Here is a 21,160-nt window from a genome sequence, read left to right on the forward strand (position 1 = left end):
GGGGTGGGCCGCGAGCCGTGATGAGCATGGCGGAAGCGCGGATTTGTGGACGTGGGCGGGGGAGGTGACGATGAAGGCATGCGCGATGCCGCGGCTGCGAGCCGCGCGAGACCACGCGGGGGCGGCGATGGTCCTTGACCTGCTGCTCATCGGTCTGGTGATCGCCCTGGACCCGCTGCCGGTCACCGGATTCGTGCTGGTGCTGTCGTCGCGGAACGGGATCTGGAAGGGCCTCGCCTTCATCCTCACCTGGCTTGCCACCTTCGTCGGCATCATCGCCGCGGTCCTGCTCATGACGGGCGGCCAGCCACCGCCCGCGAAATCCGCGCCGTCCACGGCCGCGCTGGCCGCCAAACTGGCCATCGGCGTCGGACTCGTCCTCTACGCGGAGCGCACCCGCCGCAACATCGACAAGCGGCCGAAGTCCGCCGGCTTCATGTCGCGGATCGAACGGATCTCGCCCTGGTCGGCGGCCGGGCTGGCGCTGCTGCTCCAGCCGTGGGGGATGGTCGCGGCCGGAGCCGCCACCGTCGTGGACGCCGACCTCTCGCACGCCGCGTCGTACGCGGCGCTGATGGGCTACGTCCTGCTGGCCACGTCCAGCATCCTCACGTTGGAGCTCTACGCGACGTTCGCGCCGCGATCGGCGCGCGTCCGGCTGGAGAGGCTGCGTGGGTGGCTGGAGGGGCACCAGGACCAGGCGCTGGTGTCGCTGGTGCTGTTCCTGGGGCTGTGGCTGGTGGGCAAGAGCATCTACCAGCTGACCGCGTGAACACCCGAACGGTCCCACCGGCTCCATTTGTTCACGGGGTACGGGGAGCCGTCGTACCGAAGTGCGGCGGCTTCCGTCCGGTGCTGCAATGACATTGACCGAGGGGCAGGGGGACCACCATGACCAAGCAGGGGTGAAGCCGTGAGCGAAGACGAATTCGTCGAGATGGGACCGATCGACTATGTGGTCGTGGAGTTTCCCGGTAACCGAATGACCGGCGAGGGATTTCCGATCCTGGTGGATCTGGTGGACCGCGGCGTCATTCGGATCCTCGACCTTCTGTTCGTGAGAAAGGACAAGGACGGATCCGTGGCCGGCATGGAGATCGCGGACTTCGACGGAGACGGGGCGCTCGACCTCGCCGTCTTCCAGGGCGCGTCCTCCGGTCTGCTGGGCGAGGACGACATCGAGGAAGCCGGGAGGGCCCTGGAGCCCGGCAACTCCGCCGGGATCCTGGTCTACGAGAACGTGTGGGCGGCGCCCTTCGCCACCGCCCTGCGCCGCGGCGGTGCCCAGATGGTCGCCTCCGGGCGCATCCCGGTACCGGCCGTGCTCGCCGCCCTCGAAGACACGGATGCCGGATAGCCGGTTCGGAGAACCCTCGGAGGGCGGGGCCGGCTACTCGGTACGGGCGTCCCGGCCGGACCCGACGCACAGCGCCCAGATGACGAAGGCGTCGATGGCGATCAGCACACTGGACCACACGGGGGAGTACGGCAGCCACATGAAGTTGGCGACCATGGCCAGCCCCGCGAGGGTGATGCCGACGACGCGGGCCCACAGCATGCCGCGGAACACGGCGATGCCGGCGAGGACGACCAGGACGCCGAGGGTGAGGTGGATCCATCCCCAGCTGGTGAGGTTGAAGCTGTAGACGTAGTTGCTGGTCGTGACGAACACGCTGTCCTTGGCGATGGCGGCGATGCCCTGGAATATCGCCATCGCACCGCCGAAGATCATCATGACCGCGGCGAAGGCGGTCCAACCGGACACCCACGCTCCCGTACTTCCGGCGGTTCCCTGCCGGTGCATACCCGTCGTAGCCATTGCGAGCTCCTCCTGCGTAGGCCTCGCCACCGACCGGGCGACGGTCGGTGGCCCACATTTCAGCTTGCCATGGGAATGACGGTCCGGCAGATCGTCGGAAATCACGCCTGGTGAGGCCGAGCTCGATGTGCGGACGATTCCGTTCGGTGCTCCAATGGACCTGCCCGGTGCGCTGAGAACGAATTCGGCGCGTACAAGGGGTCGAATCCCTTTCGGGCTCATTCTTTTGCCTCGTGCCGGAAAGGAAACCACCGTGCCAGGTCTCCTCCGCGGGGTCGCCCGCACCGCCGTTGTGGCCGGTACGGCCACCGCCGTCTCGAACCGTGTGTCACGTCGTCAACAGGGGCGTTGGGCCCAGCAGGAAGCCCCGCAGCAGTACCAGGAGCCTCCGCCCGCCGCCGCGCCCGCGCCGGCGCCCGCCGCGCCGGCCGACGACATGACCAGCAAGATCGACCAACTGAAGCAACTGGGGGACCTCAAGGCCCAGGGCGTGCTCACCGAAGCCGAGTTCGACGAACAGAAGCGCAGGATCCTCGGCTGACCCGCGCACGACCCCTCGACGAGAAACCCTCGACGAGACCACGACGAGAAGACAGGCCCGGCGGCCGAGGGATCAGTCCTCGGCCGCCGGGGTGTGAACGGAACCCGGGGTCAGCCGACCCGGTGGCCGTTCTCCAGTTCCGCCGTTCCCGAGTTCTCCGCCAGGACGTCGAGTGCGGCGAGGACGCGCCGGCCCGAGGCACCCGGCAGAAGCGCGGCCAGTTCCTCGCGCGGCACCAGCCGCCAGGACAGCAGCTCCTCCTCCTGTAGCCGGATCGCCTTGAGGTCCCGCTCGCCGAGGACCCCGCCGTCGTACAGATACGCCACCAGCGGCGGGCGCGTCGAGCCCTGCACCCAGTCGACGGCCAGCAGCCGTCCGAGTTCCACGTCGAGGCCGATCTCCTCGGCCGTCTCGCGGCGCGCGCCCTGCCGTGGGCTCTCCCCGTCGTCCGACTCCACCGTTCCGCCCGGCAGCGTCCAGCCCTCGCGGTAGTTCGGCTCGACGAGCAGCACCCGCCCCTCGGCGTCGCGGAAGAGGGCGGCGGCCCCGACGAGGACACGGGGCAGGCCGGCGATGTATGCGGCGAAGTCCGAAGTGGTCACTCAGGAAGGGTAACGAGCGGGACCGGGCGTTCACCGGCTCCGGCTCAGGCCTCGACCAGCGCGACCGTGCGTGACGCGAGCTCGCTGATCCGTACCCCGTCGAAGCCGAACACCGCGCTGCGCACGGTGTCCTCCAGCGGGTCCTTCCACTGCGGGGGAATCGCCTCCGCCCCGCACAGGACGCCCGCGACGGAACCCGCGGTCGCGCCGTTCGAGTCGGTGTCCAGACCGCCGCGGACGGTCAGCGCGATGGTGCGGGTGAAGTCGCCGTCGCCGTACAGCAGCCCGGCGGTCAGTACCGCCGCGTTCGGGACCGTGTGGATCCAGCCCATCCCGGCGGTCTCCTCGGACACCGTGGTGAGCGTGTCCTCCCAGGTCATCCGGGTCTCGTGGAGCGTGAGCACCCGGCGCACGGCGCGGGCGAGCCGGCTGCTCGCGGGGATCACGGTGAGCGCCGTGTCCAGCGCGTCCCGGACGGACGGCGCGGTGAAGGCCGCGGAGATCAGCGCCGCCGCCCACATCGCGCCGTAGACGCCGTTGCCCGTATGCGAGAGGACGGCGTCCCGGCGGGCCAGGGAGGCGGCCCGCCGCGGCAGCCCCGGGGACGTCCAGCCGTAGACATCGGCGCGGATCAGCGCGCCGATCCACTCCTGGTACGGGTTCTCGTACGTCGCCGTCACCGGAGGCTTCAGACCCTGGGCGAGGTTGCGGTACGCGGCCCGCTCCGCCGTGAACGTCTGGAGATACGGAAGGCGCAGCAGCCACAGGTCACCGACCTGCTCGGTGCTGAACGAGAAGCCGTGCGTCTCCAGGAGGTCGAGTCCGAGGATCGCGTAGTCCACGTCGTCGTCGCGGCAGCTGCCGTGGATACGGCCGCGCACGCAGCTGCGCCACTCGGGCCGCAGCTCGAACTCGCCCCCGGCGCCGTCGTCGGCGGGTCCGGGAAGGTAGTCGGTCAGGGGCAGGGCGGCGGCCTGCCGCAGATAGCGGTCGATCCGGTCCCGCGTCCAGTGGTCGCCCTGCTCGACCGGCTTGCCGAGCATGTTGCCCGCGATCCGGCCGAGCCAGCCCCCGAGGACGCGGTCGGTGAGGTCGGTGCCCACAGGGGTCATGGCTCCGGTCTACCCAATTCCGCGCGCGCACGCGCGCCGGGGCGGTACGGAATCGGGTGTTCCGGGAGCCCCCGAGGCCGCCGGTGCCGTCGCTGCTCGGTGCTGGGCACCCCCGCGGCGACCGGTCCCCGGGCCGGTCCCGGGGCCCGTCCCGCAGGCTGGGCAGGGGCATGACGACGGGGGCTCCCTCCGGTTAAGGTCGCAACGGCGCGACTGCCTTGACGTGTGCAAGGCCCGGAAAGCAAGGGGAATGCAAGGTGGCGGACGCTGTAGTGGATCGGACCCCGCGTGTGCTCATCGCCGCGGACAAGTTCAAGGGGTCGCTGACGGCCGTACAGGTCGCCGAGCGGGTGACGGCCGGACTGCGCCGGGTCGCGCCGCAGGTGGTGGTCGAGTCGCTGCCCGTGGCCGACGGCGGCGACGGCACCGTCGACGCGGCGGTCGCGGCCGGTTTCGAGCGCCGCGAGGTGCGCGTCGCCGGACCGCTGGGCGACGAGGTGACCGCCGCGTTCGCGCTGCGCGGGGACACCGCCGTCGTGGAGATGGCCGAGGCGAGCGGGTTGCAGCGGCTGCCCAGGGGCGTCTTCGCACCGCTCTCGTCCTCGACGTACGGCTCCGGGGAACTGCTGCGCGCCGCGCTGGACGCCGGTGCGCGCATCATCGTCTTCGGCGTGGGCGGCAGCGCGACGACGGACGGCGGCGCGGGCATGCTGTCCGCGCTCGGCGCGCGCTTCCTCGACGCGGACGGTGAACCGGTGGCTCCCGGCGGCGGCGCGCTGTCGGACGTGGCGAGCGCCGATCTGTCCGGCCTGGACGACCGGCTCGCCGCGGTCGACCTCGTCCTCGCCAGCGACGTGGACAACCCGTTGACGGGCCCCAAGGGCGCGCCCGCCGTGTACGGGCCCCAGAAGGGCGCGGGTCCCGACGACGTGGCGGTGCTGGACATCGCCCTCGCCCACTTCGCCGGCGTCCTGGAGAAGGAGATCGGGCCGAAGGCCGCCGGGTACGCCGCCGCGCCCGGCGCGGGCGCCGCGGGCGGGGTCGGTTACGGGGCTCTGGTCCTTGGCGCCCGCTTCCGGCCCGGCATCGAGGTGATGCTCGACGTGCTCGGCTTCGCGCCCGCGCTGGAGCGCGCCACGCTGGTGATCACCGGTGAGGGGTCACTCGACGAACAGACCCTGCACGGCAAGGCGCCCGCGGGGGTCGCGGCGGCCGCCCGAGCCGCGGGCAAGGAGGTCGTCGCGGTCTGCGGCCGCCTCGCGCTCCGGCCCGAGGCGCTCGGCAGGGCCGGCATCCGGCGGGCGTACCCCCTCACCGAGGTCGAGCCCGACATCGCGAAGTGCGTCTCCGACGCCGGTCCGATCCTGGAACGGGTGGCGGAGAACATCGGGCGGGACTTCCTGGTCTGAGGACTGAGGGCTGAGGGCTGAGGCCCGGGGGATCGCTTCCTCGGTCCGAGGGCCGTCCGTCGTTCCCCCGGCGCGAGGGAGGTCCGCCGCCCTCTCCGTCGTAAGGCCGCTGTCGTCTCACCGTCCCGTTCCCGAGGCCGCCGCCGCGCCCGCCAACCGGTAGGCGTCCAGGGCCAAGGTCATCTCGATCAGGTCGCGCGGGCGGGCCAGTGAGCGCGATGTCAGCTGTTCCAGCCGGCGCAGACGGTTGAAGACCGTGTTCCGGTGGCAGTACAGGCGTCCGGCCGCCCGTCCCGCGGAGCCCTCGCAGGCCAGCCACATGTCCAGCGTCTCGATCAGCACGGCCCGGTCGCCCGGTTCGAGTTCCAGCAACGTCCCGAACACGTCCGACACCAGCCGGCCCGCCAGCTCCGGCTGGCTCACGACGAGCGCCGTCGGCATCCGCTGATCGAGGCGTACGACACCGGTCGCGTCCGGCGGACAGGTGCGCAGCGCCAGTTCCGCCCACCGCCGGGCCCGCCCCAGCTCGCCCAGACCCGAGACCACGGGGCTGATACCGCCCGGGCCCGAGCGCCGCCCGTCCAGCAGCCGGGCCACTCCGTCGAGGCCCTGTCCGGCGTCCAGCGCCACCACCGCGATCTCGCAGTCGGCCCGCATCCGCCAGATGAACCGCAGCCCCGCCCCCACCATCGGCCGGACGCAGACGTCCCGTCCGTCGTGGCGCTCCGTCCGCAGCACGACGACGGCGTACGGGCCGTGCTCGGGCAGATCGAGCCCGGCCGCCGCCCGCGCCGCGAGCCCCGGTGCCTCCTGGCCCTCCAGCAGGGCGTCGAGCAGGGCCTGCAACTGCTCGTCGGTGCGCCGCCGCAGCTCCCGTTCCGTGGCGAGGTAGGACTCCGACGCGGTCGCGGCCTGCGCGTCCACGGCCGACCACACCATCGTGGCGCACCGCATGAGCACCGCGAGCCGTTCGGGCTCCCGGCCCGCCGCGCTCTCCATCAGCGCGTCCCACACCAGATAGCCCGCGGCACGGTAGGCGTGCACGAGGAGTTCGAGCGGCAGGCCCTGCTGGGCCCGCCGCCGGCCCGCCTCCTCCGCGTGCTCCAGATCGCGGCGCGGTGAGTCCCGGGGCGCGGAGATCGCCTTGATGCCGATGCGCATAGCGGTCTCCGCCTCCCGCCACTGCTGGTCGTACGGCAGCACCTGTCCGTAGACGGGGGAGTACTCGGTGAGCTGCCTGACGTGCTCGTCGACGAGCTCGGGCAGCCGTTCCAGCAGAGCCGTACACGACTCCGCGAGCAGCTTCCAGTCATGACCGGTCCGCGGTCTGCGCCCTCCCATGGCCGGAGGATCCCACCCGGACACGGGGTCGCACAGGCCCCTGACACGCGGTGTTGTGCACATGCACAACGGGCGGGTACCACCGGTGGGCTCCCGCCGCGTATCGGCCGCAGCCCGTGGACGGAGGTGTCCGCCGGTGCTGAGGTGAGCGCCACACCGAGCGAGGACAAGGGAGATGCCATGGGCGGTTCCGCTCTGCTCGTGCGGGAACTGTCGGTCGGATACGGGCCCGTACGCGCACTGCGTCACGTGTCGTTGGAGGTACCGGAGGGAACCGTGGTGACGGTTCTCGGCGGCAACGGCGCGGGCAAGTCGACGCTGCTGCGGGCGGTGTGCCGGACTCTCTCCTTCCACGGGGGAGCGGTCACCGGCGGCACGGTCACGCTGGGCGGCCGACCGCTGGACCGGCTGCCACCGGACCGGGTGGTCGCCGCCGGGGTGTCCCAAGTCCCGGAAGGACGCCGGGTGTTCAGCCGGATGACGGTCGCGGACAATCTGCGCGCCGGAGCACTCGGCTCCACCGGCGGCCGCGTCGACCGGGCGCGTGCCCTGCGGCGCGTGCACGAACTGTTCCCCGTCCTCGCCGACCGTGCCCAGCAGCGGGCGGGGCTGTTGTCCGGCGGGGAGCAGCAGATGCTCGCGGTCGGCCGGGCGCTCATGGGCGCCCCCAGGGTGCTGCTGCTCGACGAACCCTCGCTGGGACTCGCCCCGTTGATGGCCGCGCGCATCGCCGACACCGTGCGGGAGATCAACGAACAGGGCACCTCCGTCCTGCTCGTCGAACAGAACGCCGCCCTCGCCCTGCGACTCGCCTCCAGCGCCTACGTCCTGGAGGTCGGCGAAGTGACCCTGTCCGGCCCCGCGGACGAACTCGCCGCCTCCGACGAGGTGCGCCGCCGCTATCTCGGCGTGGTCGACGAGGACGCCGCCGCCGACGGGGCTCCCGCGCGCGGCGCCCTCCCGTCCCTGTCCCGCTGGAAGGGATGAGCCCACCATGACGGAACGCGACAGCGCGGCGACTCCCGCGCCGGGCAAGGCGTCGGTGACCGGCCTGGCGACCGCGCCCTCGGACATTCCCTCGCTCGACATCAGGGACGTGACGGTCCGCTTCGCGGGGCTGACCGCGCTCGACGCGGTGAGCTTCACCGTGCGACCGGGCACCGTGCACGCCCTCATCGGCCCCAACGGGGCGGGAAAGTCAACCTGCTTCAACGTGCTGTCCGGTGTCTGCCGGCCCGCCGCCGGAAGCGTCCGCCTCGGGGAGCACGAACTCACCGGCCTGCCGCCCCACCGCATCGCCGGGCTGGGCGTGGCCCGCATCTTCCAGAACCTCGCCCTGCCCCCGCACGCCACCGTCGAGGACTGCCTGCTGCTCGGCCGGCACCGGCTGACCCGCGCCGGATTCCTCGCCGCCGGGCTGCGGCTGCCCTCGGCGGCCCGCGAGGACCGGCGGCACCGCGAACGCGTCCGGGAGATCGCCGAGTTCGTGGGCCTGGAGGGACAGCTCGACCGGCCCGCCGGTTCGCTCCCGTACGGACAGCAGAAGCTCGCCGAGCTCGCCCGGGCCCTGTGCATGGAACCGCGGGTCCTGCTCCTGGACGAACCCGTCGCGGGCATGACCGCCGACGAACGCCGCCGTACCGCCGCGGTCGTCGCGGGAGTCCGCGACAGCCTCGGCATCTCGATCGTGCTGGTGGAACACGACATGGGGGTGGTGATGCGGCTCGCGGACGCCGTGACCGTACTGGACTTCGGGCGCCGTATCGCCGACGGCGCCCCCGCGGACGTACAGAACGACCCGGCGGTGGTACGCGCCTATCTGGGCGGGAGCGCCGACCCAGAGGAGACCGCTTCATGAGCACCTTCGCCGAACTCCTGCTCAACGGGCTGTCGTTGGGCTCCGTCTACGCCCTCATCGCGCTCGGCTTCGTCGTCATCTTCCGGGCCACCGAGGTCGTCAACTTCGCGCACGCCTCCCTGCTGCTCGCGGGCGGCTATGTCACCGCGACCCTCCACGACGACATCGGCTTCTGGCCCGCGCTGCTCGCCGGGGTCGCGGGCGCCGCGCTCGTGGGGGCCGCCGTGGAGTTCCTGGTCATCCGCCGTTACCGGGGTACCGACCAGAGCGTCCTCGCCATCGTCACCATCGGCGTCGACATCCTGCTCACCACCGAGCTGACCCGCCGGATCGGCACGGACGTCCTGGTGATGGGCGACCCCTGGGGCAACGCCGTCCTCACCGTCGGGCCGGTCTCCGTCGCCCACACCCGCATCGCGGCGTTCGTCACGGCGTCCCTGCTCATCACCGTCTTCCTGCTGGCCTTCCGCTACACGTCCTGGGGCGTGGCGATGCGCGCCGCCGCCGAGAGCCCGGAGACCGCCGCCCTGATGGGAGTCCGGCTCGGCCGGGTGTCGCTGGGGGCCTGGGCCGTGGCGGGCGGTCTCGCTGCCGTCGCCGCGCTGTTCCTGACCGTCTTCCCGACCCCCGGCCTCGAACGCGCCACCTCGCTGGCCGCGCTCAAGGCGTTCCCCGCGGCGATCCTCGGCGGCCTCGACTCGACCACCGGCGCGCTGGTCGGCGGTCTCCTCGTCGGTGTCACCGAATCCATGGCCACCGGCTACCAGAGCGACCTCACCTTCCTCGGGCGCGGCCTCGGCGATCTCGCGCCGTACGTGGTCATGGTCGCGATCCTGCTCATCCGGCCCGCCGGGCTGTTCGGCACGAAGGAGCTCGCCCGTGTCTGAGGTCCTCACCCGCGACGAGGCGGGCAGCCCACCCCGGCCCGTCCGCCACCGCGTGATCCGGCTGCCCGGCGCCCGGACCGCGATCGGGACCGCCGGCGCCGTCCTGCTGCTCGCGCTGCCCTTCTACGTCGACCGCTTCTGGCTGGAGGCCGGTCTCTTCGCGATGGCCGCCGCGATCGGCGCGATCGGCCTCAACCTCCTCACCGGCGCGACCGGGCAGCTCTCCATGGGACACGCCTTCTTCCTCGCCGTCGGTGCGTACGGCTACTGCGTGTTCGCCGCCCACGGGGGCGACGGACTGACCGGTCTGGGACTGCCCACCTGGCTCGCGGCCGTGCTCGCCGTGGCCGTCTCCGGGATCGCCGGCGGCCTGTTCAGCCCGATCGCGGGACGGCTGCGCGGCGCCTACCTCGGCATCGCGACACTCGCCCTGATCTTCATCGGACAGCACGTCCTGTTCAACGCCCGGGATCTGACGGGCGGCTTCAACGGCCGCGACGTACCGCCCCTCAGCCTGTTCGGTCTCACCTTCGACGACCGTGAGCTGGTCGTCGCCGACGTGCCGTTCGGCTCGGCCGAGAAGCTCTGGTACGTCGGTCTGGTGCTGCTCCTCGGCTGCGGGCTGTTCGCCCGCGGGGTGCTGCGCGGCCGCCCCGGCCGGGCGATGAACGCGATCCGCGACCACCGGATCGCGGCCGGGGTGATCGGCGTGCCCGTCGCCCGGTACCGCGCCGCCGTCTTCGTCCTGTCCTCGATGTACGCGGGTCTTGCCGGGGTGCTGCTCGCCCTGGTCTTCCAGCGGACGGTGCCCGACTACTTCGGGATCACGCTCTCGCTCGACTACCTCGCCATGATCGTCATCGGCGGGCTCGGCTCGGTCGCCGGGGCGGTCGTCGGGGCGGCCTTCGTCTCGCTGCTGCCGCAGTTGCTGACCCGCTACAGCGACACCCTGCCCCTGGTCTCCGACCCGGGCACGGGCGGGATCGCGCCCGGCGAGGCGGCCAGGTACCTGTACGGCGCCGCCATCGTGGCGGTGGTGCTCTTTCTTCCGGGCGGCCTGGTCAGGGTGACCGCCCGGCGTCGCGTCAAGCCCCGTCCCGGGGCCACTCCAGGGGAGGAACGATGAGAACGACACACACCGCGCGGCTGGCCGCCGGGGCGCTGGCCGCCCTGCTCGTACTGGCCGGATGCAGCTCCAAGGCCAAGGACGACAACGCCGACAAGCGGGTGGCCGGCGGGGTGAAGACCGGCGAGGGGATCTCCGGGAAGACGATCACCCTCGGAGCGCTCACCGACATGAGCGGTGTCTACGCGACCCTGGGCAAGAGCGTCACCCAGGCCCAGCAGCTCTACGTGAAGCAGATCAACGCCGCCGGCGGGGTCTGTGGCTACAAGCTGGCGCTGACGGTCCGCGACCACGGATACGACCCGCAGAAGGCCGTCTCCGGCTACACGGAGCTGGCGCCGAAGGTACTGGGCTTCACCCAGTTCATCGGCTCGCCCTTCGTCGCGGCCGTCAAGCAGCGCATCGACGGCCAGGACAAGGGCCTGGTCCTGCCGCAGGCCTGGTCGGCCACCCTGCTGGGCAGCTCGTACATCCGGCCCATCGGCTCCACGTACGACATCGAGACGATCAACGCGATCGACTTCCTGATGAAGGAGAAGGGTCTCAAGAAGGGCGACAGCATCGGCCATGTGTACTTCGAGGGGGACTACGGCGAGAACGCGCTGACCGGCTCCCGGTACATGGCGAAGCAGTCGGGGCTCAAGGTCGTCGAGCAGAAGATCAAGCCGACGGACAACGACATGACCGCCCAGGTCGTCGCCCTGAAGAAGGCCGGGGTGAAGGCCGTCGTGATCAGCGCGGGCCCCCGGCAGGCGGCCTCGCTCGTCGGGGTCGCGGCGGCCCTCAAGTTCGATGTGCCGGTCATCGGCAACAACTCGGCGTTCGCCCCGCAGCTCCTCGCCACCGCGGCGGCCCCGGCCCTGGAGGCGAACTACTACGTGGCCAACCCCTCGCTGCCGATCGGCGCGGACACCCCGAAGGCGAAGAAGCTGGTCGCGGACTACCGGGCCGCCTACCCGAAGGACTCCCTGGACAACGGCGTGGTGGCCGGCTGGACGGCCGCGTCGGCGTTCGGAGAGGCGCTGAAGAAGGCCTGCGCGGCCAAGGACCTCACCCGCGAGGGTGTCGACAAGGCCCTGCTGACCATCGGCGCGTTCGACCCGGGGTTCGGCGTCCCGCAGAACTTCACCGACCCGAAGTCCGCCTCGTCGAAGGAGAGTGTCATCCTGCAGCCCGACAAGAACGCCGTGGGCGGGATGAAGGTCGTCCGTGAGGCCGAGGCCTCGTCCGTCGCCCAGGGATACACGCCCGCCGCCTGACCCCCTCGCTCCCGCGCGGGGCGCGAAGGGCGCGCCCGACGGCGCCGATGGCTCCGCCCACGCACAAGGGCCCCGAACCGTGTGGTTCGGGGCCCTTCGTGACGTACGGGGTGTTACGGGAGCTGTGCGGCTCGTGCCTCACGGCGGTTGCCCCGGAAGTTGTTCACCCGGCGGGCCGTGGCGAACAGCGGGATCACCGCGCCCATCACCAGCTGCAGCGCGCAGCCGGTCTGGAGGAGCAGCTGGCCGCCGGGGGCGTCGAACGCCCACGCCGCCAGGAGACCCATCGAGAGCACGATCCAGGACAGCATCGCGACCGCGAGGCGACCGCGCGGCTTCGGGTACTCGACCCGGCTCACCATCAGCCAGGCGGTGCCCATGATCGCCATGAGCGTGGCGACGAAGGGCAGCTCGAGCAGGATGATGGAGACCACCGTCAGGGCGCCGAAGGGACTCGGCATGCCCTGGAACGTGCCGTCCTTCACCGTGACGCAGGAGAATCTCGCGAGCCTCAGCACCACGGCCAGGAGCACCACGATCGCTCCGACCGCGGCCACCTTCTGGTACGCGTCGTCCGCGACCATGCCGTACACCAGCACGAAGTACGCCGGTGCGAGACCGAAGCTGATCAGGTCCGACAGGTTGTCCAGCTCGGCGCCCATGGGGGAGGAGCGCAGCTTGCGGGCCACCAGACCGTCGAACAGGTCGAAGATCGCGGCGCAGAGCATCAGGATCACGGCCGTGGCGGCGGAGTGACGGGCCATGCCCGACTCGTCGCTGCCCGTGAGGTGCGGGATCAGGATGCCGGTGGTGGTGAAGTACACCGCCATGAAGCCGCAGGTGGCGTTGCCGAGGGTGAGCGTGTCCGCTATCGAGAGGCGGAGAGAGAGGGGCATCTCCTCCTCGTCGTCCAGCTCATCGGCCTCCGGCACCCAGCCGGCCTGTGTCTCGGGATCAATCACGGTCAATTCGAGTCACCCCAGCCACGGTCTTCTGACCGACCTCCACGTCGACCTCGACACCCTCGGGGAGGTAGATGTCCACGCGCGAGCCGAAGCGGATCAGACCGATCCGGTCACCCTGCTCGACCTTCGTGCCCTGAGGGATGTAGGGCACGATGCGACGGGCGACCGCGCCGGCGATCTGGATCATCTCGATGTCACCGAGCTCGGTGTCGAAGTGCCAGACGACGCGCTCGTTGTTCTCGCTCTCCTTGTTGAACGCCGGGACGAACCCACCGGGGATGTGCTCGACCGACGTCACCGTGCCGGAGAGAGGCGCGCGGTTGACGTGGACGTTGAGCGGGCTCATGAAGATCGCGACACGGGTGCGTCCGTCCTTCCACGGCATGATGCTCTGCACCACACCGTCGGCGGGCGAGATCACACGGCCCTGCGTGATCTCACGCTCGGGGTCGCGGAAGAACCACAGCATCCCGGCCGCGAGCGCGGTGACGGGTACGGCCACGGCCTTGGCCGCGCCGGAACGGCGCGAACGGGCCAGGCTGAGTGCTGCGGTGGCAACGGTCGGGAGAAGCCACGGCGATGCTCCGCGCGCGAGGCGGACCCGGCCGCGAGGTGCAGAGGTTTGGCTGTGGGGCATGGATGACCTTCGTAGCGGATGATGCCGCGCTCGAACGGGGGACGGCGGCTTTCACGCGATCGTACCGGTCGCAGACCGCAACTGGGCAAGCCAAGATGCGGAGTCGACGGCCGAAGAGTGCTGACGGGGTGTGATCTTCTTCGCGAAGAAAACACCCCGAACCCGGACATCTAGCCCTGGAGTCGATACTCTTCGAGCAGTCGGCGCCCGATGATCATTTTCTGGATCTCGGCGGTACCTTCGCCGATCAGCAGCATCGGCGCCTCACGGTAGAGGCGCTCGATCTCGTACTCCTTGGAGAAGCCGTAGCCGCCGTGGATCCGGAAAGCATCTTCCACCACCTCTTTGCAGTACTCGGAGGCGAGGTACTTCGCCATCCCTGCTTCGAGGTCGTTTCGTTCCCCGGAGTCCTTTTTGCGGGCCGCGTTCACCATCATTGCATGGGCGGCCTCGACCTTGGTAGCCATCTCGGCCAGCTTGAACTGGATCGCCTGGTGCTGGGCGATCGGCTTGCCGAAAGTGTGACGTTGCTGGGCATATGAGACGCCGAGCTCGAACGCGCGCTGCGCGACACCGCAGCCACGGGCCGCGACATTGACGCGGCCGACCTCGACTCCGTCCATCATTTGGTAAAACCCTCGGCCGGTGGTTCCGCCGAGTACGCGATCGGCCGGAATGCGCAGTCCGTCCATGATGAGTTCGGTGGTGTCGACCCCCTTGTAGCCCATCTTGTCGATCTTCCCGGGAATGGTGAGGCCGGGGCGGACCTCTCCGAAGCCGGGCTCCTTCTCCACCAGGAAGGTCGTCATCGACTTGTGGGGCGCCGTGCCCTCGGGGTGTCCTTCGTCACTCCGGACGAGAACGGCCACCAGATTCGCGGATCCGCCGTTCGTCAGCCACATCTTCTGGCCGTTCAGGACGTACTCCTCGCCGTCCTTCACCGCCTTCGACGTGATCGCCGACACATCCGAACCGAGCGCCGGCTCCGACATCGAGAAGGCGCCACGCGTCTCGCCGAGCGCCATGCGGGGCAGGAAGTGGTCCTTCTGCTCCTGCGTGCCGTGCTGCTTGATCATGTACGCCACGATGAAGTGGGTGTTGATGATGCCGGAGACCGACATCCAGCCACGGGCGATCTCCTCGACGCACAGCGCGTACGTCAGGAGGGACTCGCCCAGGCCGCCGTACTCCTCGGGGATCATCAGCCCGAAGAGGCCCAGCTCCTTCAGGCCGTCGACGATCGCCTGGGGATACTCGTCGCGGTGCTCCAGCTCGGTCGCGACCGGGATGATCTCCTTGTCCACGAAATCGCGGACGGTGGAGAGGATCTCCTGCTGGACGTCGGTCAGACCGGCGGTCTGGGCGAGTCGTGCCATGACTACTTCTCCGTCTTCTTGTCCGCGGGTGCGGTGGGTTCGGGCCGGCCGGGCTGCTCGCCGCCGCGCTCCTTGATGTACGTCTCGGTGGGGACCATCACCTTGCGGCGGAACACGCAGACCAGCGTGCCGTCCTGCTTGTAGCCCTTGGTCTCCACGTAGACGATCCCGCGGTCCGACTTGGACCGGGAGGGGGTCTTGTCGAGGACCGTGGTCTCGCCGTAGATCGTGTCGCCGTGGAAGGTCGGCGCCACGTGCTTCAGTGACTCGACCTCCAGGTTGGCGATCGCCTTGCCCGAGACGTCCGGCACGGACATGCCGAGGAGCAGCGAGTAGATGTAGTTCCCGACGACGACGTTCCTGCCGAAATCGGTCGTCTTCTCCGCATAGTTGCTGTCCATGTGGAGCGGGTGGTGGTTCATGGTCAGCAGACAGAAGAGGTGGTCGTCGTACTCCGTGACCGTCTTCCCGGGCCAGTGCTTGTAGACCGCCCCGACCTCGAACTCTTCGTAGGTGCGTCCGAACTGCATGGTGCTCAGGCCTCCGGGGCTTCGAACGTGGTCGTGCGCTGCATGCCGGCGGCCCGGCCCTTGCCCGAGATGACGAGGGCCATCTTGCGGCTGGCCTCGTCGATCATCTCGTCGCCGAGCATCGCGGAGCCCTTCTTGCCGCCGGCCTCGGACGTGTAGTAGTCGTACGCGTCCAGGATCAGCTCGGCGTGGTCGAAGTCCTCCTGCGAGGGGGAGAAGATCTCGTTGGAGGCCTCCACCTGACCCGGGTGCAGCACCCACTTGCCGTCGAAGCCGAGGGCGGCGGCGCGCTGGGCGACCGCGCGGTAGCCGTCGATGTTGCGGATCTGGAGGTAGGGGCCGTCGATCGCCTGGAGGTTGTTGGCGCGCGCCGCCATCAGGATCTTCATCAGGATGTAGTGGTAGGCGTCCGCCGGGTAGCCGGGCGGCTGCTCACCCACGACCAGCGACTTCATGTTGATCGACGCCATGAAGTCGGCCGGGCCGAAGATGATCGTCTCCACGCGCTGCGAGGCGGTGGCGATCTCGTTGACGTTGTTCAGGCCCTGGGCGTTCTCGATCTGCGCCTCGATGCCGATCTTGCCGACCTCGAAGCCCATCGTCTTCTCGATCTGCGTCAGCAGCAGGTCGAGGGCTACGACCTGCTCGGCCGTCTGCACCTTCGGCAGCATGATGCAGTCGAGGTTCTGACCCGCGCCCTCGACCACCGTGACGACATCGCGGTACGTCCACTCGGTCGTCCAGTCGTTGACGCGCACGACCCGGGTCTTGCCGGTCCAGTCGCCCTCGTTGAGGAACTTGACGATGGTGTGCCGGGCGTCGGGCTTGGCCAGCGGCGCGCACGCGTCCTCCAGGTCGAGGAAGACCTGGTCCGCGGGGAGCCCCTGGGCCTTCTCCAGGAAGCGCGGGTTGCTGCCCGGTACGGCCAGACAGGAGCGCCGCGGACGAAGGCGGTTGACCTGGGGAACGGGGCTGGTCATGCGGGGACCTCCAGGGGGTCGAGCTTGTTCGCTTTCCGGATCTCGTCGACGATACGGCCGATGATTCCGGTGATGTCGAAGTCCTTCGGTGTGAAGACCGCGGCCACTCCCGCGGCCCGCAGCTGTTCGGCGTCCGCGTTCGGGATGATCCCGCCCGCGATCACCGGAATGTCGCCCGCGCCGGCCGTGCGCATCTTCTCCAGGACGTCCGGCACCAGCTGGGCGTGCGAACCGGACAGGATGGACAGGCCGACGGCGTGCACGTCCTCGGCCACGGCCGCGTCCACGATCTGCTCAGGGGTGAGCCGGATGCCCTGGTAGACCACCTCGAACCCGGCGTCGCGGGCCCGCACGGCGATCTGCTCGGCGCCGTTGGAGTGCCCGTCCAGGCCCGGCTTGCCCACCAGGAACCGGAGGTTGCCGACGCCCAGGTCCTTCGCGGTCAGCTCCACCTTGCGGCGCACCAGGGCGAGAGCGGTGCCCTCCTCGGCGGTGACCGCGACGGGTGCGGACGACACGCCGGTCGGGGCGCGGAACTCGCCGAACACCTCGCGCAGGGCCCCGGCCCACTCGCCGGTCGTGACACCGGCGCGGGCGCACTCCAGGGTGGCTTCCATGAGGTTGGCGGTGCCCTTCGCGGCCTCCTTCAGCCGCTCCAGCGCCTTGCACGGGCGCGGGTGGTTGAAGGGCGGCTGGTAGCGCGTGTCGCGCCAGGTTCCCAGCGCGGAGATCACCCGGGCCTCGACCGCGGGGTCGACCGTCATGATCGCCGCGTCCAGGTCGGCCGTGAGCGGGTTCGGCTCGGTCGACTGGAAGATGTTGACGCCGACGATCTTGTCGGTGCCGCCCTCGATACGGCCGCGGCGCTCGGCGTGCGACGAGACGAGCTGCGACTTCAGATAGCCGGACTCGACGGCGGCCATCGCGCCGCCCATCGCCTCGATGCGGTCGATCTCGGCCAGCGACTCCTCGACGAGGGACGCCACCTTGGCCTCGATGACGTGCGAGCCCTCGAAGATGTCCTCGTACTCCAGCAGGTCGCTCTCGTGCGCCAGCACCTGCTGGATGCGCAGCGACCACTGCTGGTCCCACGGGCGGGGCAGGCCCAACGCCTCGTTCCAGGCGGGCAGTTGGACGGCGCGTGCGCGGGCGTCCTTGGAGAGGGTGACGGCCAGCATCTCCAGCACGATCCGCTGGACGTTGTTCTCCGGCTGCGCCTCGGTCAGGCCGAGGGAGTTGACCTGGACGCCGTACCGGAAGCGCCGCTGCTTGGGGTCCTCGATGCCGTACCGCTCGCGCGTGATCTTGTCCCAGATCCGCCCGAACGCCCGCATCTTGCACATCTCCTCGATGAAGCGGACGCCCGCGTTCACGAAGAAGGAGATACGGGCCACGACCTCGCCCTTGCGGTCCTCGGCGATCTGCCCGGACGCGAACACCGCGTCCAGGACGGCGATCGCGGTGGACATCGCGTACGCGACCTCCTGGACCGGTGTGGCGCCCGCCTCCTGCAGGTGGTAGCTGCAGATGTTGATCGGGTTCCACTTGGGGATGTGGTTGACCGTGTACGTGATCATGTCCGTCGTGAGACGGAGGGAGGGCACCGGCGGGAAGACGTGTGTCCCCCGCGAGAGGTACTCCTTCACGATGTCGTTCTGGGTCGTCCCCTGGAGCTTGGTGATGTCGGCGCCCTGCTCCTCGGCGACGACCTGATAGAGCGCCAGCAGCCACATGGCGGTGGCGTTGATGGTCATCGAGGTGTTCATCTGCTCCAGGGGGATGTCCTGGAACAGCCGGCGCATGTCACCGAGGTGCGAGACCGGCACGCCGACCCGGCCGACCTCGCCGCGGGCGAGGATGTGGTCGGGGTCGTAGCCGGTCTGCGTCGGCAGGTCGAAGGCCACGGAGAGCCCCGTCTGCCCCTTGGCGAGGTTGCGCCGGTACAACTCGTTGGACGCCTCGGCGGTGGAGTGGCCGGCGTACGTGCGCATGAGCCACGGCCGGTCCTTCTCCCGTCGCACCTCTGCGGTCTGACGCTCTGTCATGGATGGACCTCAGATGTTCCGGAAGCGGTTGATGGCGTCGATGTGCTGGGCGCGCTTCTCCTCGTCGCGCACGCCCAGGCCCTCCTGGGGCGCCAGCGCGAGCACGCCGACCTTGCCCTGGTGGAGGTTGCGGTGCACGTCGTAGGCGGCCTGCCCGGTGTCCTCCAGGGAGTAGACCTTGGAGAGCGTCGGGTGGATCTTGCCCTTGGCGACGAGGCGGTTGGCCTCCCAGGCCTCGCGGTAGTTCGCGAAGTGCGAGCCGATGATCCGCTTCAGCGACATCCACAGGTAGCGGTTGTCGTACTCGTGGTTGTAGCCCGAGGTCGAGGCACAGGTGACGATGGTGCCGCCCTTGCGGGTGACGTAGACGCTCGCGCCGAAGGTCTCGCGGCCCGGGTGCTCGAAGACGATGTCCACGTCCTCGCCGCCGGTCAGCTCGCGGATCCGCTTGCCGAAGCGCTTCCACTCCTTGGGGTCCTGGTTGTGCTCGTCCTTCCAGAACTTGTAGTCCTCGGCGTTGCGGTCGATGATCGCGTCGGCGCCCATCTTCCGGCAGATCTCCGCCTTCTGCTCGCTGGAGACGACACAGATGGGGTTGGCGCCGCCGGCGAGCGCGAACTGCGTGGCGTAGGAGCCGAGTCCGCCGCTCGCGCCCCAGATGAGCACGTTGTCGCCCTGCTTCATGCCGGCGCCGTTGCGGGAGACCAGCTGCCGGTACGCGGTGGAGTTCACCAGTCCGGGAGCCGCGGCCTCCTCCCAGCTCAGGTGGTCCGGCTTGGGCATCAGCTGGTTGGACTTGACGAGCGCGATCTCGGCGAGGCCGCCGAAGTTGGTCTCGAAGCCCCAGATGCGCTGCTCGGGGTCGAGCATCGTGTCGTTGTGCCCGTCGGAGGACTCCAGCTCGACGGACAGACAGTGCGCGACGACCTCGTCGCCGGGCTTCCAGGAGTTCACTCCCGGGCCGGTGCGCAGGACGACGCCCGCGAGGTCCGAGCCGATGATGTGGTACGGCAGGTCGTGGCGCTTGCTGAGCTCGCTGAGGCGCCCGTAGCGCTCCAGGAAGCCGAAGGTCGACACCGGCTCGAAGATCGACGTCCAGACCGAGTTGTAGTTCACGGAGGACGCCATGACGGCGACCAGGGCCTCGCCGGGGCCGAGCTCCGGCACCGGCACGTCGTCCAGGTGGATCGACTTGCGGGGGTCCTTGTCGCGGCTGCTGAGCCCGGCGAACATCTCCGTCTCGTCCTTGTGCACGGTGATCGCGCGGTAGGACTCGGGGAGCGGAATTGCGGCGAAGTCGGCGGACGTGGCGGTCCGCGACTGAATCGCGTCCAGGATTTCCTTCACGGTGTTGCCTCCGGCGATGCGCGTTCTGAGGGGGAACGCTGAGGGTTACGTCGGTGCTGCTGAGGGGTGTGCCGTCGGTTCGGCGGAGGTGGTGCTGTGGCAGCGCTGTGGTTGGCGCAGGAGGTTGCCTGTGACGCAGGCGTCCGGGCGCGCAGGCCATGGGGCTTGCGGGGACAGCCGGCGTACGAATGGTCTCTGCACGCCGGCCGCCCGGACTCCTTCAACGTATGGCACGCCGTGTCACGTGGCAAGGCACGGAGTGCCATTAGTTGCGCTCAGATGAAATCTTTACGTAACACGTGAGCGATGATCGATCAGATCGGGCCGCAAAGCGCTCAAACCAGGGCACAAAAAACGCCGGACGCGCTCGAAGTGAGCGTGTCCGGCGGGTGGTCGGAGAAGTGGGCCGTCCCTGGACGGCGAGGCGCTACGACCGTTCCTTGAGCGCCTGCTCGATCGTGCGCATCACCTGGTCCAGCGGAGCGTCGACACGGGCCACGGTCACCAGCACGTCCCCCTCGGTGAAGGACGACGCCGGCGCCGATCGCGGCGCGGTCTCCCGTCCCGCGCCGATCCCGGTGCCGAAGGTCTTGCGGACGATGGCGAACGCGTGGTCCAGCTGCGTCTCCACATCGCCCTGGCCGCCCGCCCGCAGCCAGCGCCGCAGGACGTGGTTGTGGGCCGTGACCACGGCCGACGCGGCGACCTCGGCGAGCAGCGGATCGTCGTTGGCGTCGTCGTCGTGCGCGTGCTCGTCGAAGTGGCCCAGCAGGTAGCGGGTGAAGAGCCGCTCGTAGCGGGCCACCGAGGCGATCTCGGCCTCACGCAGCGTCGGCACCTCGCGCGTCAGCTTGTAGCGCGAGACGGAGATCTCCGGCTGGGCCGCGTACATCCTCATGACTTCCTTGATGCCGCGGCACACGGTGTCGAGCGGATGCTCGTGCGCGGGCGCCGCGTTGAGCACCGCCTCGGCCCGGATCAGGGTGTCGTCGTGATCCGGGAAGATCGCCTCTTCCTTGGAGCGGAAGTGGCGGAAGAAGGTGCGGCGGGCCACCCCGGCCTGGGCCGCGATCTCGTCGACGGTGGTCGCCTCGTACCCCTTGGCCGCGAACAGCTCCATGGCCGCGGCCGCCAGCTCCCGGCGCATCTTGAGCCGTTGGGCCGCCGCGCGGCTGCCCGCGGCGCTCTCCGGCGCGTCGGGCGTGGCTGGCGTACGTGAGGACTTGGCGGGCTGGGGCATGCCCCGAACGTACTGCATCCGCGCAGGAGAGCGTGCATGTCCGGGGATCCCCCCGCCCAGGATGGGCGGGGGGTGTCCGGCGGGGC

General features: G+C 70.1%; 21 protein-coding genes. 9 read left to right on the forward strand and 12 right to left on the reverse strand.

Going from position 1 to position 21,160, the window contains the following annotated elements:
* The first annotated feature begins 127 nt into the window (after window positions 1-127).
* Together ACZ6KY_RS08370 and ACZ6KY_RS08375 are read left to right on the forward strand one after the other, a co-directional pair.
* Window positions 128-772, forward strand: a complete 645-nt coding sequence (locus ACZ6KY_RS08370; protein WP_469309806.1) for a GAP family protein — start codon at window positions 128-130, stop codon at window positions 770-772.
* 165 nt (window positions 773-937) lie between these two features.
* On the forward strand, window positions 938-1,357 hold the full coding sequence (locus ACZ6KY_RS08375; RefSeq protein ID WP_469309807.1) for a DUF6325 family protein: 420 nt from the start codon (window positions 938-940) through the stop codon (window positions 1,355-1,357).
* Between the two features lie 33 nt (window positions 1,358-1,390).
* Here ACZ6KY_RS08375 and ACZ6KY_RS08380 read toward each other — a convergent pair whose 3' ends face one another.
* A complete protein-coding gene (locus tag ACZ6KY_RS08380) occupies window positions 1,391-1,819 on the reverse strand; it encodes a DUF7144 family membrane protein (RefSeq protein ID WP_469309524.1) in 429 nt (142 codons plus the stop codon).
* Window positions 1,820-2,072: 253 nt separating this feature from the next.
* Here ACZ6KY_RS08380 and ACZ6KY_RS08385 point away from each other — a divergent pair, with 253 nt between their 5' ends.
* Window positions 2,073-2,360, forward strand: coding sequence for an SHOCT domain-containing protein (locus tag ACZ6KY_RS08385; protein ID WP_469309525.1), 288 nt, complete (start codon window positions 2,073-2,075; stop codon window positions 2,358-2,360).
* A gap of 110 nt (window positions 2,361-2,470) precedes the next feature.
* On the opposite strand, the gene ACZ6KY_RS08390 is transcribed toward ACZ6KY_RS08385, so the two are convergent.
* Together ACZ6KY_RS08390 and ACZ6KY_RS08395 are read right to left on the reverse strand one after the other, a co-directional pair.
* Window positions 2,471-2,962 carry an NUDIX domain-containing protein gene (locus ACZ6KY_RS08390; protein WP_469309526.1) on the reverse strand — a complete coding sequence of 164 codons (492 nt, stop codon included), beginning with the start codon at window positions 2,960-2,962 and terminating at the stop codon, window positions 2,471-2,473.
* 44 nt (window positions 2,963-3,006) lie between these two features.
* A complete protein-coding gene (locus ACZ6KY_RS08395) occupies window positions 3,007-4,074 on the reverse strand; it encodes an ADP-ribosylglycohydrolase family protein (RefSeq protein WP_469309527.1) in 1,068 nt (355 codons plus the stop codon).
* Between the two features lie 257 nt (window positions 4,075-4,331).
* Between ACZ6KY_RS08395 and ACZ6KY_RS08400 the strand changes: the two genes are divergently transcribed.
* Window positions 4,332-5,483 (forward strand): glycerate kinase, encoded by a 1,152-nt coding sequence (locus tag ACZ6KY_RS08400; RefSeq protein ID WP_469309528.1) that lies wholly within the window; start codon window positions 4,332-4,334, stop codon window positions 5,481-5,483.
* A 117-nt stretch (window positions 5,484-5,600) separates the two neighbouring features.
* Here the strand turns inward: ACZ6KY_RS08400 and ACZ6KY_RS08405 are convergent, their stop codons facing one another.
* Window positions 5,601-6,824 (reverse strand): PucR family transcriptional regulator, encoded by a 1,224-nt coding sequence (locus ACZ6KY_RS08405; protein ID WP_469309529.1) that lies wholly within the window; start codon window positions 6,822-6,824, stop codon window positions 5,601-5,603.
* Between the two features lie 180 nt (window positions 6,825-7,004).
* Between ACZ6KY_RS08405 and ACZ6KY_RS08410 the strand changes: the two genes are divergently transcribed.
* From ACZ6KY_RS08410 to ACZ6KY_RS08430, 5 genes are read left to right on the forward strand one after another with little or no spacing between them, the layout of a single operon-like run.
* Window positions 7,005-7,811 (forward strand): ABC transporter ATP-binding protein, encoded by an 807-nt coding sequence (locus ACZ6KY_RS08410; protein ID WP_469309530.1) that lies wholly within the window; start codon window positions 7,005-7,007, stop codon window positions 7,809-7,811.
* Window positions 7,812-7,818: 7 nt separating this feature from the next.
* Window positions 7,819-8,682 (forward strand): ABC transporter ATP-binding protein, encoded by an 864-nt coding sequence (locus ACZ6KY_RS08415; protein WP_469309531.1) that lies wholly within the window; start codon window positions 7,819-7,821, stop codon window positions 8,680-8,682.
* Window positions 8,679-9,569, forward strand: a complete 891-nt coding sequence (locus ACZ6KY_RS08420) for a branched-chain amino acid ABC transporter permease (RefSeq protein ID WP_469309532.1) — start codon at window positions 8,679-8,681, stop codon at window positions 9,567-9,569. The genes ACZ6KY_RS08415 and ACZ6KY_RS08420 overlap by 4 nt, the downstream gene beginning before the upstream one ends.
* A gap of 52 nt (window positions 9,570-9,621) precedes the next feature.
* A complete protein-coding gene (locus tag ACZ6KY_RS08425) occupies window positions 9,622-10,695 on the forward strand; it encodes a branched-chain amino acid ABC transporter permease (protein WP_469309808.1) in 1,074 nt (357 codons plus the stop codon).
* Window positions 10,692-11,954, forward strand: a complete 1,263-nt coding sequence (locus ACZ6KY_RS08430) for an ABC transporter substrate-binding protein (RefSeq protein WP_469309533.1) — start codon at window positions 10,692-10,694, stop codon at window positions 11,952-11,954. Before ACZ6KY_RS08425 ends, ACZ6KY_RS08430 begins: the two co-directional genes overlap by 4 nt.
* Before the next feature lie 113 nt (window positions 11,955-12,067).
* Here the strand turns inward: ACZ6KY_RS08430 and pssA are convergent, their stop codons facing one another.
* From pssA to ACZ6KY_RS08470, 8 genes are all read right to left on the reverse strand, one after another.
* Window positions 12,068-12,886 carry a CDP-diacylglycerol--serine O-phosphatidyltransferase gene (gene pssA / locus ACZ6KY_RS08435; RefSeq protein WP_339135874.1) on the reverse strand — a complete coding sequence of 273 codons (819 nt, stop codon included), beginning with the start codon at window positions 12,884-12,886 and terminating at the stop codon, window positions 12,068-12,070.
* 22 nt (window positions 12,887-12,908) lie between these two features.
* On the reverse strand, window positions 12,909-13,556 hold the full coding sequence (locus ACZ6KY_RS08440) for a phosphatidylserine decarboxylase (protein ID WP_328552592.1): 648 nt from the start codon (window positions 13,554-13,556) through the stop codon (window positions 12,909-12,911).
* Window positions 13,557-13,726: 170 nt separating this feature from the next.
* Window positions 13,727-14,932, reverse strand: a complete 1,206-nt coding sequence (locus ACZ6KY_RS08445; protein WP_469309534.1) for an acyl-CoA dehydrogenase family protein — start codon at window positions 14,930-14,932, stop codon at window positions 13,727-13,729.
* 2 nt (window positions 14,933-14,934) lie between these two features.
* Window positions 14,935-15,462 (reverse strand): MaoC family dehydratase, encoded by a 528-nt coding sequence (locus tag ACZ6KY_RS08450; protein WP_469309535.1) that lies wholly within the window; start codon window positions 15,460-15,462, stop codon window positions 14,935-14,937.
* Between the two features lie 5 nt (window positions 15,463-15,467).
* A complete protein-coding gene (locus tag ACZ6KY_RS08455; protein ID WP_365882031.1) occupies window positions 15,468-16,442 on the reverse strand; it encodes an HpcH/HpaI aldolase/citrate lyase family protein in 975 nt (324 codons plus the stop codon).
* The gene (locus ACZ6KY_RS08460) at window positions 16,439-18,487 is read right to left on the reverse strand and encodes a protein meaA (protein ID WP_469309536.1); all 2,049 of its coding nucleotides are present in this window, start codon (window positions 18,485-18,487) and stop codon (window positions 16,439-16,441) included. The genes ACZ6KY_RS08455 and ACZ6KY_RS08460 overlap by 4 nt, the downstream gene beginning before the upstream one ends.
* A gap of 9 nt (window positions 18,488-18,496) precedes the next feature.
* Window positions 18,497-19,834 carry a crotonyl-CoA carboxylase/reductase gene (ccrA, locus tag ACZ6KY_RS08465; RefSeq protein WP_469309537.1) on the reverse strand — a complete coding sequence of 446 codons (1,338 nt, stop codon included), beginning with the start codon at window positions 19,832-19,834 and terminating at the stop codon, window positions 18,497-18,499.
* A gap of 427 nt (window positions 19,835-20,261) precedes the next feature.
* The gene (locus ACZ6KY_RS08470) at window positions 20,262-21,074 is read right to left on the reverse strand and encodes a TetR family transcriptional regulator (RefSeq protein ID WP_469309538.1); all 813 of its coding nucleotides are present in this window, start codon (window positions 21,072-21,074) and stop codon (window positions 20,262-20,264) included.
* Between the last annotated feature and the right edge of the window lie 86 nt (window positions 21,075-21,160).

The sequence above is a fragment of the Streptomyces sp. NPDC042002 genome (assembly GCF_055588305.1).